This is a genomic window from Pradoshia eiseniae (assembly GCF_002946355.1).
Taxonomy (GTDB): Bacteria; Bacillota; Bacilli; order Bacillales; family Pradoshiaceae; genus Pradoshia; species Pradoshia eiseniae.
Window position 1 is genome coordinate 317,352 of record NZ_PKOZ01000003.1, and the last position, 15,658, is coordinate 333,009.

Below are 15,658 nucleotides of genomic sequence, written 5' to 3' on the forward strand. Positions count from 1 at the left end.
CAGCTCACCCTCTTTCACTTTCAAAGTTGTGAAGAAGGATTGCTAGAGTGATATTATCTTCTCCCCCATTATCATTTGCCCTTTGGATAAAGGTGTCAGCCATCTCATCAAGCGATGCGCCGCTCTTAAGAATCTCCATTATTTCCGTCTCCGATAATTTATCAGAGAGCCCGTCTGAACATAACAGGATCATGTCCCCTTCCTCGAACACGATGGTGCGGACATCCACCTCTACATTCGCTTCTGTGCCAAGTGCCCTTAGGATCACATTCTTTCTTGGATGATGCTCGGCATCTTCTTTAGATATTTGACCGGAACGGACCAGTTCATTCACTAAGGAATGATCCTCCGTAACTTGCTTGAACCCATCTTCATTGAACAAATAACATCTCGAGTCCCCTACGTTTACAATCGTAGCGGTTCGCTCGGTGCAAAGAGCCGCGACAATCGTCGTTCCCATTCCTTCACATTCCGTATGAGAAAGAGAGTGCTGATACAGCTCTGAGTTCGCAAATTGAATCTGCTCATGTAAAAATGATTCGATGGAAGCGGGCGTATCCTTGAGATTGGTATCTTCCCATGCTCTTTTCAATATAGAGACAGTCATCTCGCTAGCGACATCCCCTGCCTTATGACCGCCCATTCCGTCTGCTATGACGGCAAAAGCCATGTTGGAAGGATCTTCTCGAAAGAAGATGCCTCCCTGGTCCTCATTATGCATTCTAACCCTTCCCCGGTCAGTCCTAAATGTGGCCTTCATCCCTTCACCTCGTCTCTTCTTTCCTTTCCTTCGCACGCAGCTGGCCGCATGCGGCATCAATGTCATGTCCCTGTTCTCTTCTTGTCGTGACATTCACACCACGCTTTTTAAGCGTGTCCTCGAATAGCTGGATTTGCTCTTTCGGGGTGCGCACATAATCTCTTTCCGGTACATAGTTGACCGGAATTAAGTTTACATGGCATTTCAGTCCCTTGATCAGGTTAGCCAATTCCTCGGCATGCTCAACCTGATCATTTTCTCCGCCAAACAAGCCATACTCGAATGTTATCCTCCGGCCTGTTTTATCCACATAATACTTAACAGCTTCCATAAGCTGCGGGAGCTTATAAGCACGATTGATTGGCATCAACTTGCTGCGCAGCTCCGTATTCGGGGCATGAAGGGAAATGGCGAAATTAATCTGCAGCTTCTCATCTGCGAATTTATAGATTTTTGGCACAATCCCGCTCGTTGATACCGTAATATGACGTGCGCCGATATTCAATCCTTTATCATGGTTGATGATACGCAGGAAGGACATCATGTTATCGTAGTTATCGAAAGGCTCTCCGATTCCCATGATAACGACAGAGCTTACGCGTTCGCCTAATTCATCCAGGGCCTGCTGTACCTTTACGACTTGAGCGACAATTTCTCCCGCTTCAAGATTTCGCTTTAGCCCGCCCAATGTGGATGCACAGAATGTACACCCAATGCGGCAGCCCACCTGGGTTGTAACACAGACTGAATTGCCGTAATCATGTCTCATTAGGACCGTTTCAATGGAGTATCCGTCATGGAGTTCAAACAAGAACTTGATGGTTCCATCCTTGGATGTTTGCTGTACAAGCGTGTTCAAAGTCGTTAACGTAAATGCACCCTCTAATTTGGAACGGAGTCCCTTAGAGAGATTGGTCATATCTTCGAAGGAGGATACTCGCTTCTCATATAACCATTCATATATTTGTGTTGCCCGAAACGCTTTCTCACCATTTTGCTCGAGCCATTCCTTTAATTCATCTAGCTGCAAGGAGTAAATCGACGGTTTGTGGTCCTGTTTCATTACTGCCTTCTTCACTTTTGATTGTTCCATTATTAAGCCTTCCTTCGAATGGAAGCAATGAAGAATCCATCACTTCCGAAATATTGTGGTAGTATTTGTACACTGTTGCCATTGACATAGGGCTTGACGGCTTCAGGCAGTCGGTCCACAAGACTTAGGTCTCGTTCGAAATCCTTGTTTTGCTCCAAAAATGCGTCGATAATCGCTTCATTTTCTTCCTTGCCAACCGTACATGTGCTGTACGTAATCGTTCCGCCCGTTTTCACGAGACTGGATACTTTTTCGAGAATATTCAATTGGATGACCGATAATGAGTGAAGGTCCGCCTCGGTTTTTGTATATTTCGCATCAGGTTTTCTCTTCAGTACACCAAGGCCTGAGCATGGTGCATCTACCAATATTTTATCAAATGTTTGCGGCTCGAAACACTCTCTAATTTTCCGCGCATCCATCTGTCTTGTCTCTATATTCGACAATCCAAGCCTCATTGCCTGTTCCTCAATCAATTTTGTTTTATGAGCATGCAAATCAAGGGCAATGATTCGGCCATGATTAGCCATTCTCTCACCCATATGGGTTGTTTTTCCGCCCGGAGCGGCACAGCTGTCTAGGACCATGTCTTCATCACTCGGGGATACGGCATGCGCAACAAGCATGGAGCTCTCGTCCTGAATGCTGATTAATCCATTTTTATAGGCGTTCGATAAGGCAATATTCCCTCGCAGGCAACGGATTCCGTCCTCATTGAGCGTACTTGGTTCGACCATATATCCTTCGTCAGAAAGCAGCTCGAGCACTTCTTCCCTGCTAGTCTTCAGCAGGTTGACCCTTGAGGTCTGTACAGGCGCGTTTAAGTTTTCCATACACATTTGCTCGGTTTTCTCAATCCCGAATTGGCTTGCCCAAAGTTTCACGAGCCATAGCGGATGGCTTGTCGAGATAGAAATTCTCTCAAGAGGATCTTTAATCTCAGAAGTTTGCGGCACTCCCTCACGCCCAATGGTGCGCAGCACACCGTTAACGAGTGATGCTACACCGCGATGTCCCCTTTTCTTCGCAATCTCAACCGCTTCATGAACAGCGGCTCTCTCTGGCACCCTGTCTAAGAATTGCATTTGAAAAACCGTCATCTTCAATAAGCTAAGAACCCACGGCTGGATTTTCTTAGGATTCTTAATGAACGGAGACACATAATAATCCAATGTCATATCACGCTGTATGGTCCCGTATACGAGCTCGGTCAGCAGGCCGATATCCTTTGCGGACAGCTCCGATTCTTTAATCGCATGGTTCAGCGATAGATTGCTATAGGCTTTATTCTTTTGAACAGCGGTTAGTATATCCAGGGCAATTTCCCTGACATTCTTTTTTTGAGGCATTCTCTATTCTCCCAATTTCATTCCTGGCGCAAAGTCATGTGCGCCCCTAAGCATTTGCTCGGCACTCATCCGTTTCTTGCCGGCAGGCTGTAATTCCGTTATTTTGATAGCTGTATCATTTCCAGACTTGACAAGGATGCCATCCTTAAGAAGCGCAAGCACTTCTCCAGGCTCTCCAGGCTGTGATGAGGCAACCCTCTCTGTCCACCATACCTTGATTACTTTCCCGTTAAATAAAGTATAGGCGACTGGCCAAGGATGCAAACCACGTACATGGTTATAAATCTCCTCGCCTGTTTTCGTCCAATCAATTAGTTCCTGCTCACGTTTAATATTGGACGCGAAAGTTGCTTCTTCCTCGTTTTGCTTAATTGGTGTAATCTCACCCTTCAAAAGAGCAGGGATTGTCTTTGACGTCAGTTCTGCCCCAGCAGCGCTCAGTTTGTCATGAAGGCTGCCTGTATGGTCGGTTTCCTCAATTGGCACCTCCACTTTACTGAGCATATCTCCTGCATCAAGCTTTTCGACCATATACATAATCGTAACACCGGTCTTTTCTTTCCCTTGCATGATTGCATAGTGAATTGGCGCTCCCCCGCGCAGTTCTGGGAGCAAGGAAGCATGTACATTGATGCAGCCATATTTAGGCGCCTCAAGCAAGCGTTTAGGCAGGATTTGCCCAAAGGCAGCCGTCACAATCAAATCAGGCTCCAGCGCTAATACCTTATCAACCTCTTCATCCAGCCTTATTTTCTCAGGCTGCAAAACTTGGATGCCATGCTTTTGTGCCGTCACTTTAACCGGCGGCGGTGTCAGCACGCGCTTGCGCCCTACTGGCCGGTCCGGCTGCGTCACTACACCAACGATCGAATATCCATCTTCAATCAGGCGCTCTAAGACTCCGACGGAAAAGTCTGGTGTCCCCATAAATACGATTCTTGTCATTCTGCTTCATACCCTTCTAACTCTTCTTCACTTACATATCGGCTTACCTTTGATGTGAAAAGGACACCCTCTAGGTGATCCATTTCATGGAGAATGGCCCGTGCCATATAATCCTCCGCTTCAATGACACACCATCTGCCTAAGCGGTCCTGTGCCTGCACCTTCACGAATGTAGGCCTCTCGACTTCACCATAAACGCCAGGGAAACTTAAGCACCCTTCAATATCGATATCCTTGCCATTGCTTTCAATGAGCTCAGGATTTATGAGCTCAATCGTTCCAGACTCATCATCCACATCTACAATGGCAACTTGAATGTTTTTGCCTATTTGAGGAGCAGCAAGTCCTACACCATCCGCCTCGATCATCGTGTCGTACATATCATCAAGCAGCTTCGCTAATTTCTTATCAAATACTTCTACCTTTTTACATTTAGACTCCAGCCTCTTGTCTGGATGTTTTACGATTGGTAATACAGCCAATTTCATTCTTCCTTCTTTCTACATCATAATAAACGGATTTACATCAATCGACAGTTGCAAGCCGGATTGTGCAGCATTTCGTCCATATGTTTCATTTAATTTCTTTAATATTACCGCTAAATTCGGTTCCCGCTTGTATTTTAACAGACATTGGTATCTATATCTATTATTGATTCTGGACATCGGCGAAGCGGAAGGGCCAAATACAACCGTGCTTGGGCTAACATGCCTCTTAATATAGGTCGTAATCTTATCAGCCGTATCCATAGCCTTTAGAACATCCTCATGTGAAACCGTTAAGAGGGCTATATAATAGTATGGGGGATAATCATTCTGCTTACGAAGAAACATCTCCCGCATGAAAAAACCTTCATAATCCTGTTCTGAAGCCAGCTGTATGCTGTAGTGTTCAGGTGTATAGGTTTGGATGACGACTTCACCCGGAAGCTCATGCCTTCCCGCACGTCCGCTGACCTGCGTCAGCAGCTGGAACGTCCGCTCAGATGACCGGAAATCCGGAAGGTGAAGCATCGTATCGGCAGATAATACACCGACAAGTGTCACTTTGGGAAAATCCAAGCCCTTTGCAATCATTTGCGTACCGAGCAGAATATCAGCCTGCCCATCCTCAAACCTCTTCAATAAGGCTTCATGGGCACCCTTCCGACTTGTCGTATCAACGTCCATCCGGATGACACGCGCATGCGGCATGAGCTTGCCAAGTTCCTCTTCCACCTTTTGCGTTCCGGTTCCAAAATAACGGATATGGTCACTTCCGCAATCCGGACATACATTAGGGACTCCTTCTTCAAGCCCGCAATAATGGCATTTCATCTGTGATTGGACACGATGGAACGTCATCGAAACGTCACAGTTAGGACATGTCACAACCAATCCGCAATTACGGCACATTACAAACGATGAATGCCCGCGCCGATTGAGCATCAAAACGGATTGTTCCCCTTTTTCCACACGCTCCTTAAGCTTTTCGAAAAGAAGCTCAGAAAACATCGAACGATTGCCACCTCTCATCTCCTCCCTCATATCCACGATGGATACTTCCGGAAGGGCACGCTGGTTTACACGGCTTTTAAGGGTCAACAGTGTATAGACATCCCGCTTGGCCCGGGCAAAGGTTTCAAGAGAGGGGGTAGCGCTTCCTAAGATGACGGGGCAATGATGATAGCTTGCCCTCTTTAGGGCGACATCGCGAGCATGATAGCGCGGCATCTCTTCCTGCTTATAACTGCCTTCATGCTCCTCATCAATGATGATTAGCCCGATATTCTTAAATGGTGCAAAAACGGCCGATCTTGCCCCGACAACCACCTTCACCTCACCCCGCTGAATCTTTCTCCACTCATCATATTTTTCACCAGTAGATAACCCGCTATGTAACACGGCAACCAAATTGCCGAAACGCCGCTTAAACCGGGTTACCATCATTGGCGTCAAGGAAATCTCAGGGACGAGGACAATAGCTTCCTTCCCCTCATCCACAATCCGCTTAATCGATTGGAGATAAATTTCTGTCTTGCCGCTTCCAGTCACCCCGTAAAGCAGGAAGGTCTCATTTCTTTTCTCCTCAACGGCCCGCTCAATCGGCCCCATTGCTCCGCGCTGTTCCTCTGTTAAAGGCAGGACGGCATCAGCTTGAAATTCATGCTGTTCATAATGGTCCCGATAAGATTCACGCTCTTGCACATGAAGAATCCCCTTATTGACCAGGGGCTTGATGACTGAATAACCCGACAACCCTGTATCCTTCAGAACCTTTGATAGAGGGGACTCAATCGGATTTTCTAAGAAGTATTCTATTATGCATCTTTGATTCTTGGCAGTCTTGCTTATTTCTCCCAGCTGGGTAATAAGGCCTTCCTTATCCAGCAATGGCTTAATGAATTTTTCTTTTTTCACATTCCCTTTATTGCTAACCTTGATGGAAAGCTCCAAGGCTCCCCTGTCCATTTCCTTTTTTACAAGCGGCAGTAATTCATTGTTTTGGGCATCGTCCCATTTCATCGTGCCTGTCTTTTGAAATAGCGGCTGAAGCTCTGGCAACAAGTCTGAAACAACCATACCCCTTGTGAGCCTGATTTGCTTTTCATACTTGGCCTTCATGGCTGCAGGGAGCATCGCTTGAAAAGCGGAAATCTTAAAGCACATCGTCTCATCGGCCAGCCAATGTCCAAGCTCGAGCAGCTCTTCATTTAGGGCTGGCTCCATGTCCAAAAGACCACTAATATTCTTTAATGACTTAAATTCAGAGCTCTCCTTCAGCTTGACGACAAACCCAAGCAGCTTCCTCGGACCAAACGGGACGGTGACCCGCATACCCTCTTGAATCATCCCGCTCCATTTTTCCGGAACACGATAATCAAAAGGCCGGTCCGTTTGCTGGGCCGGCACATCAACAATAACTTCTGCTATCATTACACATTCGCCCCGATGGCTTCCATCCTGGCAACTTCATGCAGGATTGCCTCTGCCGTCTGCAGCTTGCTCATTAATGGCAATTCCACTGAGGTACCATCTTTCTTGTAAAGTGTAACGATATTCGTGTCTGTGCCAAATCCTGCTCCCTCTTTCATAACATCATTGGCTACAATCATATCCGCATTCTTCTTCACAAGCTTCTTCTTCGCATACTCTTCCACATTATTCGTTTCTGCGGCAAATCCGACCAGGATCTGTCCGCTTTTCCTCTTCCCGGCTTCAGCAAGAATGTCTTTCGTTCTTGTCATCGCGAGACTCATATCATCGTCCTGCTTCTTGATCTTTTGGGTCGCCGCTTCTGCTGGTTTATAATCCGCTACTGCGGCTGTTCCGATAATGATATTCGCTGAACCCATTTCCGCCATGACAGCCTCATACATCTCAGAAGCACTCTCAACAGAAATGAGACGCGCGTTCGGTGGAGCTGTAACGGTCACAGGACCACTCACTAATGTGACCTCTGCCCCCATCTTAAGTGCTGCTTCTGCCAGTGAATATCCCATTTTTCCGGTGGAATAATTAGATACATACCGAACAGGATCGATTCTTTCACGGGTAGGACCGGCTGTAATAAGCACTTTTTTCCCGGACAGCGGTAGCTTGTCAGCATCAAAATGGGCACTTAGCACCTCTACGATAGCCTCCGGCTCCTCGAGCCTGCCTTTCCCAACATATCCGCATGCAAGATAGCCTTCATTAGGTTCAATAAATGTATAACCATCCTCGCGCAAGCGGTTCATATTGCGCTGTACTGCTTTATGCTCATACATATGAACATTCATCGCAGGAGCAATGAATATGGGAGCCGTCACAGCAAGCAAAATCGTGGATATCATATCATCTGCAATGCCATTTGCCACTTTCCCGATGACATTGGCTGTCGCTGGGGCAATGACAGCTGCATCGGCCCAATCAGCTAAATCAATATGTGCAATCTTTCCTGGTATTTTTTCGTCAAATGTATCATGGAAAACGTCATTTCTGGATAAGGACTGAAACGTGAGCGGTGTGACAAACTTCATGGCAGATTCACTCATGACAACCTTAACCTCTGCCCCTGCCTGCACAAGCTTGCTCGTTAGGCTTGCTGCTTTATAAACGGCAATTCCGCCGGTAACAAACAAAAGGATTTTCTTATCTTTCAGCATTTCTTTCCCTCCGCCATCATCTTTTCTTGAGACTGTGCGTTTAATATTAAAGCAAGACTGACACAGCCTTTTAAAAAAAGCGGGAAATATCTTTCCCGCAAAATGTACTATTATTCTTTACTATAAACGGTGCACTGTATAACTGCCAGCAAAAAAAACAACCTTCAAAAGCAGTAAGGTTGTTTTCTTTCTATTATATCAGCGTTCTACAATTTCATCTGAAACAACTTTGTAAGACAGATCACCGGTATTGATTTCTTCCAGTGCTTTGCCGACATATTTGTGAGATACCGGCTTAGCGATTCTGCTAGGCTCGCCTGATTCTTGCATGAAGCGGGCGCGCTTAGCTGCCACAGACACTAGTGAATACTTCGAATCGATTTTTGTTAACAATGAGTCAATAGATGGATATAACATATTATTTTTCTTCCTCCAATAATTTTCTGTATCGTTTTTCCACACGCTCGCGTCTGAGGTGTTCCGCAACAACGATGGCGTTGATTCGCTCACAAGCATGCTCGACACGATCATTCTCGACCACATAATCATATAAGTTCATCATTTCAATTTCTTCCCGAGCCGCTTTCATACGGTTGCGAATTAATTCGTCCGTTTCTGTCCCTCTCGTCACGATACGATTCTCCAATTCCTTCAAGCTTGGAGGAGCCAGGAAAATAAACAATCCATCAGGGAATTTATCTCTGACTTGCTTTGCCCCCTGTACCTCAATCTCAAGGAAGACATCCTTCCCTTCCTCCAAGGTCTTCTTAACATACTCAATCGGAGTCCCATAGTAATTGCCGACATATTCAGCATGCTCAAGCAGCTCATCATTGGCAATCATATCTTCAAATTGCTCACGCGACTTGAAGAAATAATCTACCCCATGGACCTCTCCTTCCCTTGGCTTACGGGAAGTTGCCGAGATTGAATACTCAAAATTGACATCCGGCTGGTCAAAAATAGCTTTCCTGACCGTTCCTTTCCCAACCCCAGAGGGTCCTGATAACACAATTAACAATCCTTTTTCTTCCAACACTTTCACCTATCCTTCTGACACACTTTCATCACGATCATGCAATCTGGCCGCAACCGTTTCGGGCTGCACAGCTGATAAGACAACATGGTCACTGTCTGTAATGATAACTGCGCGCGTTCTTCTTCCATACGTAGCATCTACCAAAGAGCCCTTATCCCTTGCATCCTGGATAATCCTTTTAATAGGCGCTGACTCCGGACTAACAATGGTTACAATACGATTGGCGGAAACGATATTCCCAAAACCGATATTGATTAATTTGATTGACATTGATTAGCCTCCATCCCTATTGTTTGCTTGTATGTATAGTGATAAACTCTGTTTATTCTACATTTTGGACTTGTTCTTTCATTTTTTCGAGAATGGCCTTCATCTCAACCACTTCTTTTGCGATTCCGGAATCACTTGCCTTTGAACCAATCGTATTGGTTTCCCGGTTCATCTCTTGGATGATGAAGTCAAGTTTTCTTCCCGTCGGCCCAGATCCCTCGAGCCCCTCCATAAATTGAGCAATATGGCTTTTAAGCCTGGAGATTTCTTCATGTATATCCGCTTTATCGGTAAATAAGGCAATCTCCGTAAGGAGTCTATTTTTATCATAAGCATCTCCAACCGCTTCTTCAAGCTTTTGCTTCAATCGGGCTTCATATGCCTTTGGCACAGCAGGAGCCAGCTTTTCAACTGCTTCAAGTTCTGCCTTTAGCCTTTCTATATGTCCGATAAGATCCTCCTTCAGAAACTGGCCTTCCTTCTCGCGCATCGAAGAAAGATGAGCGACCGCTTCCTCCACCGTCTTTAGTAGCATCCCCTCAAGAGTGGAGTTGTCCTGCTCTTTCTCCTCTACCTGAATAAAGTGTTCAAGCTGCAGAAGATCGGTCAGCTGAGTTTCCGTAAAGGCGCTGTATCTGCTGTTGAATTCAGTTGATATATTCATGATCTGGTCCATTAGTTCCCAGTTAGGCGTTACAACCCTCTTTACAGCCCCTTCACCTTGAAGACTGATAAAGACCTCAATTCTACCCCTTTGTAACTTTTGCTGAATAATCTTTTTAATTCTGTCTTCATACATCATTAATTGTCGAGGCGATCGGATACTGCATTCAAAAAAACGATGATTCACACTTTTCATTTCCACGGTGATAACCAATGCTTCATCTTCGTTTTTTGCTCTTCCATAACCAGTCATGCTTAAGATCATTTTAGCCACAGCTCCAATCTATATCGTTTCATTCAAGAAATGAAACCATATAAAAATAAAAAGGTAATAGAGTACCCTCTACTACCTTAAAAATTATATCACAATTTATTTGGATTTACTTACATAAAATGTCCCAGCCAGTAAAAAAGTTGGAATCGAAGCCATACCAAGGATTAACAGCCAATCCCTTGGGGCAATCGAGACTGTATGGAACACTTGCTGAAGCGGCGGATAATAGAGGGCGATGACCATCAAAACGATGGACGAGACGACAGCCCACACAAGATACATATTCCCAAACGGATTCCGTGAAAAGATGGACTTTTCGCTCCGGCAATCAAACACATGGATCAGCTGTGCTAGCACCAATGTCGCAAATGCCACCGTCTGGGCATATTGGAGATTATCCGGATTTGACTTATAGACGGTCATGAACGCTAGCAGAGTTGCCGAGCCAATCAAAAATCCCCTCGAAATGACTTTCCAGCCCAGCCCCCTGGCGAAAACCCCTTCCTTCGGATGTCTTGGCGGGCGTTTCATCACATTTTCCTCGGGCTTATCAAGCCCAAGTGCCATGGCAGGCAGCCCATCTGTCACAAGATTGACCCATAGAATTTGGATTGGCAATAGCGGCAGCGGAAGGCCGATAATCATCGCAAACAGCATCACGAGAATCTCTCCTACATTCGAGGCAAGCAAGTACCGAATGAACTTACGGATATTCTCGTAGATGTTCCGCCCTTCCTTAATGGCTGCTTTGATCGTGGCAAAATTATCATCCAGCAGGATCAACGCAGAAGTCTCCTTGGCGACATCGGTCCCGGAGATTCCCATGGCAATTCCAATATCAGCCGCCTTGATTGCCGGTGCATCATTGACTCCATCCCCAGTCATGGCGACAATATGTCCTCTGCCTTGGAAGGCTGATACGATTTTAAGCTTATGTTCCGGGGATACACGCGCAAATACTGACGTTTCATCCACTATATCCGAGAGTTCATCCTCTGACATTTTGTCCAATTCGGCTCCAGATACAACTCTGTCTCCTTGATGATAGATGCCGAGCTTCTCGCCAATAGCCTTTGCGGTCACCATATGGTCTCCCGTGATCATCACAGTCTTAATTCCTGCATCCCGGCATTCTTGAACAGCTTGGGCCACTTCCGCCCTCGGCGGGTCCATCATTCCCTGTAATCCAAGGAATACGAGGTCACATTCCGCATCTCCCTCATCGAGGATGGCCGTATTGGCAGGAACGCTTTTAAAGGCAACGGCAATTGTGCGCAGCGCTTGCTCAGCCATACGCTCTGTTGATGCCATAATTCCATGGACCATCTTTTCATCCATCCGCTGGTTGCGCCCATTCATCTGAACTGAGCTGCAACGGCCAAGCAGCACATCTGGAGCCCCCTTTGTAACGATGAATTGCCTCCCGTTTGCATCCTTCACCATGACACTCATCAGCTTCCGTTCCGATTCAAACGGAAATTCCTTTAAGAGTTGATAATTCTCAAACTGAAGCTGTCTGTCGATTCCCTTTTTCATGGCGGCAACGAGCATAGCTCCCTCTGTCGGATCCCCTTCTATATAATAGTTCTTTTTCTTTAATTTCAATTCAGCATTATTGCATAGAATTCCATAGGTTAATAGCTGCCGCACCTCTGTGTCATCTGAAGGACCCTGCATACATTCAAACTCGCCTGCCGGCTCAAACCCCTTACCGGAGACTGTCCAATCCCTTCCCCCTACCCAGAGTCTTGTGACCATCATTTTATTTTCCGTCATGGTCCCAGTCTTATCTGAGCAAATGACTGATGCACAGCCTAATGTCTCAACGGCAGGCAGCTTGCGGACAATGGCATTTTTCCTAATCATCCTCTGTACGCCGAGCGACAGAGCAACCGTGACAATGGCGGGAAGCCCCTCTGGAATAGCGGCCACAGCGAGCGACACTCCCGCAAGCACCATCGTATATAAATTATTTCCTTGCAACACACCGATTCCGACCACCAATAAAGTCAGGAACAGTGCTGCCACAATCAAAATCTTTCCTAATTGCTCGAGCCTTATCTGCAAAGGTGTTTGCTGACTGTGCGCATTTTGGAGCAAATCAGCAATCTGTCCCATGGCTGTTTTCATTCCGGTTGCAACGACTACTCCTTCCCCGGAGCCTCTCGTCACAAGTGTTCCCATGAAGGCCATATTCACTTGATCACCTATACCTGCGCTTTCCTTCTTCATCACATCCGATGACTTTACAACCGGAAGAGATTCCCCTGTCAAAGCAGACTCCTCGGCCTCTAAGCTATGCGCTTTCGTAATTCTTATATCAGCGCCAATCCGGTCTCCACTTGCGAATTTAACAATATCCCCAGGCACACAGTCCTTTGCCTGAATTTTAGTCCATAACCCATCCCTTTGCACCATCATCTGCGGGGCAGCCATTTCCTTCAATGCTGATAAAGATTTTTCTGCCTTGCGTTCTTGAAAAAATCCCAAAAATCCATTAACCAATACAATCATAATGATGGCTATGGCATCAATATATTCCCCAAGCAAACCGCTGACCAGCGTTGCCGCCAATAGAATCAGTACCATAAAATCCTTGAATTGGTTAAAAAACAGCAGGAGCGCAGACTGCTTTTCACCTTCCGCCAGCTCATTATGTCCATATTGCTTTAACCGTTTCTTTGCTTCCTGATGGCTCAATCCCTTTTTCGCATCAACATTAAAAGCGGATTGTAACTGATCTTTGTCCATTTCTACCAACTTCATGTAACGAGTACAACCTCCTTCATACAATCCGAATGACTTACTTTGGTACATGTTTATTCAGAGTTGTCCCGAAAAATGCTATACTTGTTAGGCTATAGTTATTTAAAGAGACCGGCAGATTCATATCTGCCATAATGAAGAAGGTGTTATACATGTCCTTTGACGGATTTTTCACAAGAGCTATGACGGAGGAACTATCCGCCACGCTCAAAAGCGGACGAATCACGAAGATTCACCAGCCCTATAAAAACGAACTCATTCTCGTTGTCAGAGCTGGCAGAGAGAATCACAAGCTGCTCCTCTCTGCTCACCCAAGCTATGCGCGTGTACAGCTTACCAAGGAAAGTTACGAGAACCCAACAGATGCGCCAATGTTTTGCATGCTGCTCCGCAAACATTTGGAAGGTTATTTTATAGAGAAAATCGAGCAGCCTGGACTCGAGAGGCTCATTACCTTTAAGGTACATGGCCGCAACGAAATCGGAGATCTGGCTCCTAAGCTTCTTATTATTGAAATCATGGGGAAACACAGCAATATCATCCTTGTTGATGAAGAGAAGAACATGATTATCGATTGTATCAAGCATGTTCCCCCAGCCTTAAACAGCTACCGGACCTTGCTCCCCGGACAACCTTATGTGCTCCCGCCGGAACAGGATAAATTCAACCCTTTAGACGATGCTGAGCAGGGATTAACGCATCTGGATTATTTCGCCGGCAGAATTGACAAACAGCTTGTTTCGACCTTCAAGGGTCTATCTCCGCTCCTTGCAAAGGAAATTACGCATAGAGCAGGCCTTGTAAACCGAGAAACGGTCCCTCAAAGCTTCAAGGCTGTCATGGAGCAAATAAGCGTTCATCAATATGAACCCACATTAATCAGCAGCGAATCAAAAGAAGCCTTTTATCTGCTCAATGTGGAGCATATAAAAGGAACAAAGAAGCATTTCGACACCTTAAGCGAGCTCCTTGACCGCTTCTATTTCCAAAAGGCAGACCGAGACCGCGTCAAACAGCAGGCCCATGACCTCGAACGTCTCCTTCAAAATGAAAAAGAGAAAAACGAGAAAAAACTGCTCAAGCTAAAGGAGACTCTTAGTGACTCCGAAAAAGCAGAGATTTTTAAAAAATATGGCGAGCTAATTACCAGCCATATTTATGCCCTAAAAAAAGGCATGAAAACAGCAGAGGTCATCGACTTTTACGATGAGAACCAGCCTTCCCTGACGATTGAGCTGAACGAACGGCTAACACCATCGGAAAACGCCCAAAAATACTTCGCTAAATACCAAAAAGCGAAGAAATCCGTTGCCTATGTCAACGAACAAATCGAGCTCACCAATAAGGAAATCGACTATCTCGATAACCTCATCCATCAAATGAATACCGCTTCTCCTAAGGACCTGCAGGAGATTCGCGAAGAGCTTGAGGAAGGCGGCTATGTCAAGAAACGGGTAAGCAAAAAAGGCGGAAAGAAAAAAGACCTGAAGCCAGCGCTTGATACATACCTATCAAGCGACGGTACAGAGATCCTCGTCGGCAAGAATAATAAGCAAAACGAATACTTAACCAACCGCCTTGCGCCAAAAAACGCCCTTTGGTTCCACACGAAGGACATCCCTGGCTCTCACGTCGTTATCCGGGATGCAGACCCAAGCGACCAAACCATCAAAGAGGCTGCCATCCTTGCCGCCTACTTCAGCAAGGCACGCCAATCAAGCCAAGTACCTGTCGACGCTACATTAATCAGGCATGTCAAAAAACCAGCCGGCGCCAAACCTGGATTTGTCACCTATGACAACCAAACAACCTATTATGTGACACCAGATGAAGAGCTTGTGCTTTCATTGAAGAAATAATGAACGGATAGAGAAAAATGCCCTCCTGCTCCTCGGGAGGGCATTTTTTTGTTGGTTTGCTTGTTGATGCCGGGCATCGGCTTTTCTCATGCTTTGTCCACCCTTATCCCACCTTACCTGCACATAGCCTGGGCGAGGGGTGGGCTTTGCCTGGCTTTCCCCATCCTTCTACCACCCTTTACCCACCTTTCCTACACATAGCCTGGGCGAGGGGGGCATTGCCTGGCTTTCCCCATTTTTCGTCCACCCTTTCCCCACCTTTCCTACACATAGCCTGGGAAAAGGATGGGCGTTGCCTGGCGGCTTTTCCCATCCTTCATCCACCCTTATCCCACCTTACCTGCACATAGACTGGGAAAAGGATGGGCATTGCCTGGCTTTCCCCATCCTTCTACCACCCTTTCCCCACCTTTCCTACACGTAGCCTGGGGAAAGGGGATTAAGTCCATATAATTGTGTAAATAAAAAGAGTCATTTTATTCACTCTTGGAAACAATGTTTTTTATCCCAAAAA

13 protein-coding genes are annotated in these 15,658 nt (G+C 46.0%); 1 reads left to right on the forward strand and 12 read right to left on the reverse strand.

What is annotated here, in order from left to right:
• Window positions 1–4: 4 nt before the first annotated feature.
• From CYL18_RS08485 to CYL18_RS08540, 12 genes are all read right to left on the reverse strand, one after another.
• Window positions 5–760 (reverse strand): Stp1/IreP family PP2C-type Ser/Thr phosphatase, encoded by a 756-nt coding sequence (locus tag CYL18_RS08485; protein WP_104849050.1) that lies wholly within the window; start codon window positions 758–760, stop codon window positions 5–7.
• A 4-nt stretch (window positions 761–764) separates the two neighbouring features.
• Window positions 765–1,853 carry a 23S rRNA (adenine(2503)-C(2))-methyltransferase RlmN gene (gene rlmN / locus CYL18_RS08490; protein WP_104849051.1) on the reverse strand — a complete coding sequence of 363 codons (1,089 nt, stop codon included), beginning with the start codon at window positions 1,851–1,853 and terminating at the stop codon, window positions 765–767.
• A gap of 2 nt (window positions 1,854–1,855) precedes the next feature.
• Window positions 1,856–3,202 carry a 16S rRNA (cytosine(967)-C(5))-methyltransferase RsmB gene (gene rsmB / locus CYL18_RS08495; protein ID WP_104849052.1) on the reverse strand — a complete coding sequence of 449 codons (1,347 nt, stop codon included), beginning with the start codon at window positions 3,200–3,202 and terminating at the stop codon, window positions 1,856–1,858.
• Between the two features lie 3 nt (window positions 3,203–3,205).
• Window positions 3,206–4,147, reverse strand: coding sequence for a methionyl-tRNA formyltransferase (fmt, locus tag CYL18_RS08500; RefSeq protein WP_104849053.1), 942 nt, complete (start codon window positions 4,145–4,147; stop codon window positions 3,206–3,208).
• Window positions 4,144–4,629 carry a peptide deformylase gene (def, locus tag CYL18_RS08505; protein WP_104849054.1) on the reverse strand — a complete coding sequence of 162 codons (486 nt, stop codon included), beginning with the start codon at window positions 4,627–4,629 and terminating at the stop codon, window positions 4,144–4,146. Before def ends, fmt begins: the two co-directional genes overlap by 4 nt.
• A gap of 18 nt (window positions 4,630–4,647) precedes the next feature.
• Window positions 4,648–7,062: a primosomal protein N' gene (gene priA / locus CYL18_RS08510; protein ID WP_104849055.1), complete on the reverse strand. Its 2,415-nt coding sequence runs from the start codon at window positions 7,060–7,062 to the stop codon at window positions 4,648–4,650.
• A complete protein-coding gene (gene coaBC, locus CYL18_RS08515) occupies window positions 7,062–8,273 on the reverse strand; it encodes a bifunctional phosphopantothenoylcysteine decarboxylase/phosphopantothenate--cysteine ligase CoaBC (RefSeq protein WP_104849056.1) in 1,212 nt (403 codons plus the stop codon). The genes priA and coaBC overlap by 1 nt, the downstream gene beginning before the upstream one ends.
• A gap of 198 nt (window positions 8,274–8,471) precedes the next feature.
• Window positions 8,472–8,690 (reverse strand): DNA-directed RNA polymerase subunit omega, encoded by a 219-nt coding sequence (gene rpoZ / locus CYL18_RS08520; protein WP_104849057.1) that lies wholly within the window; start codon window positions 8,688–8,690, stop codon window positions 8,472–8,474.
• Between the two features lies 1 nt (window position 8,691).
• The gene (gene gmk, locus CYL18_RS08525) at window positions 8,692–9,309 is read right to left on the reverse strand and encodes a guanylate kinase (RefSeq protein WP_104849084.1); all 618 of its coding nucleotides are present in this window, start codon (window positions 9,307–9,309) and stop codon (window positions 8,692–8,694) included.
• A 9-nt stretch (window positions 9,310–9,318) separates the two neighbouring features.
• Window positions 9,319–9,582, reverse strand: a complete 264-nt coding sequence (gene remA / locus CYL18_RS08530) for an extracellular matrix/biofilm regulator RemA (protein WP_049671478.1) — start codon at window positions 9,580–9,582, stop codon at window positions 9,319–9,321.
• Window positions 9,583–9,634: 52 nt separating this feature from the next.
• Window positions 9,635–10,510 carry a YicC/YloC family endoribonuclease gene (locus CYL18_RS08535; protein WP_104849058.1) on the reverse strand — a complete coding sequence of 292 codons (876 nt, stop codon included), beginning with the start codon at window positions 10,508–10,510 and terminating at the stop codon, window positions 9,635–9,637.
• A 105-nt stretch (window positions 10,511–10,615) separates the two neighbouring features.
• Window positions 10,616–13,285, reverse strand: coding sequence for a calcium-translocating P-type ATPase, SERCA-type (locus CYL18_RS08540; RefSeq protein WP_104849059.1), 2,670 nt, complete (start codon window positions 13,283–13,285; stop codon window positions 10,616–10,618).
• Window positions 13,286–13,437: 152 nt separating this feature from the next.
• Here CYL18_RS08540 and CYL18_RS08545 point away from each other — a divergent pair, with 152 nt between their 5' ends.
• Window positions 13,438–15,144 (forward strand): Rqc2 family fibronectin-binding protein, encoded by a 1,707-nt coding sequence (locus tag CYL18_RS08545; RefSeq protein ID WP_104849060.1) that lies wholly within the window; start codon window positions 13,438–13,440, stop codon window positions 15,142–15,144.
• Window positions 15,145–15,658 lie beyond the last annotated feature (514 nt).

What these genes read in the sequence shown, in the direction of transcription:
- CYL18_RS08485 (WP_104849050.1), bottom strand. Translation starts at nt 760, where the DNA reads ATGAAGGCCACATTTAGGACTGACCGGGGAAGGGTTAGAATGCATAAT.
- rlmN (WP_104849051.1), bottom strand. Translation starts at nt 1,853, where the DNA reads ATGGAACAATCAAAAGTGAAGAAGGCAGTAATGAAACAGGACCACAAA.
- rsmB (WP_104849052.1), bottom strand. Translation starts at nt 3,202, where the DNA reads ATGCCTCAAAAAAAGAATGTCAGGGAAATTGCCCTGGATATACTAACC.
- fmt (WP_104849053.1), bottom strand. Translation starts at nt 4,147, where the DNA reads ATGACAAGAATCGTATTTATGGGGACACCAGACTTTTCCGTCGGAGTC.
- priA (WP_104849055.1), bottom strand. Translation starts at nt 7,062, where the DNA reads ATGATAGCAGAAGTTATTGTTGATGTGCCGGCCCAGCAAACGGACCGG.
- coaBC (WP_104849056.1), bottom strand. Translation starts at nt 8,273, where the DNA reads ATGCTGAAAGATAAGAAAATCCTTTTGTTTGTTACCGGCGGAATTGCC.
- rpoZ (WP_104849057.1), bottom strand. Translation starts at nt 8,690, where the DNA reads ATGTTATATCCATCTATTGACTCATTGTTAACAAAAATCGATTCGAAG.
- remA (WP_049671478.1), bottom strand. Translation starts at nt 9,582, where the DNA reads ATGTCAATCAAATTAATCAATATCGGTTTTGGGAATATCGTTTCCGCC.
- CYL18_RS08535 (WP_104849058.1), bottom strand. Translation starts at nt 10,510, where the DNA reads ATGATCTTAAGCATGACTGGTTATGGAAGAGCAAAAAACGAAGATGAA.
- CYL18_RS08540 (WP_104849059.1), bottom strand. Translation starts at nt 13,285, where the DNA reads ATGAAGTTGGTAGAAATGGACAAAGATCAGTTACAATCCGCTTTTAAT.
- CYL18_RS08545 (WP_104849060.1), top strand. Translation starts at nt 13,438, where the DNA reads ATGTCCTTTGACGGATTTTTCACAAGAGCTATGACGGAGGAACTATCC.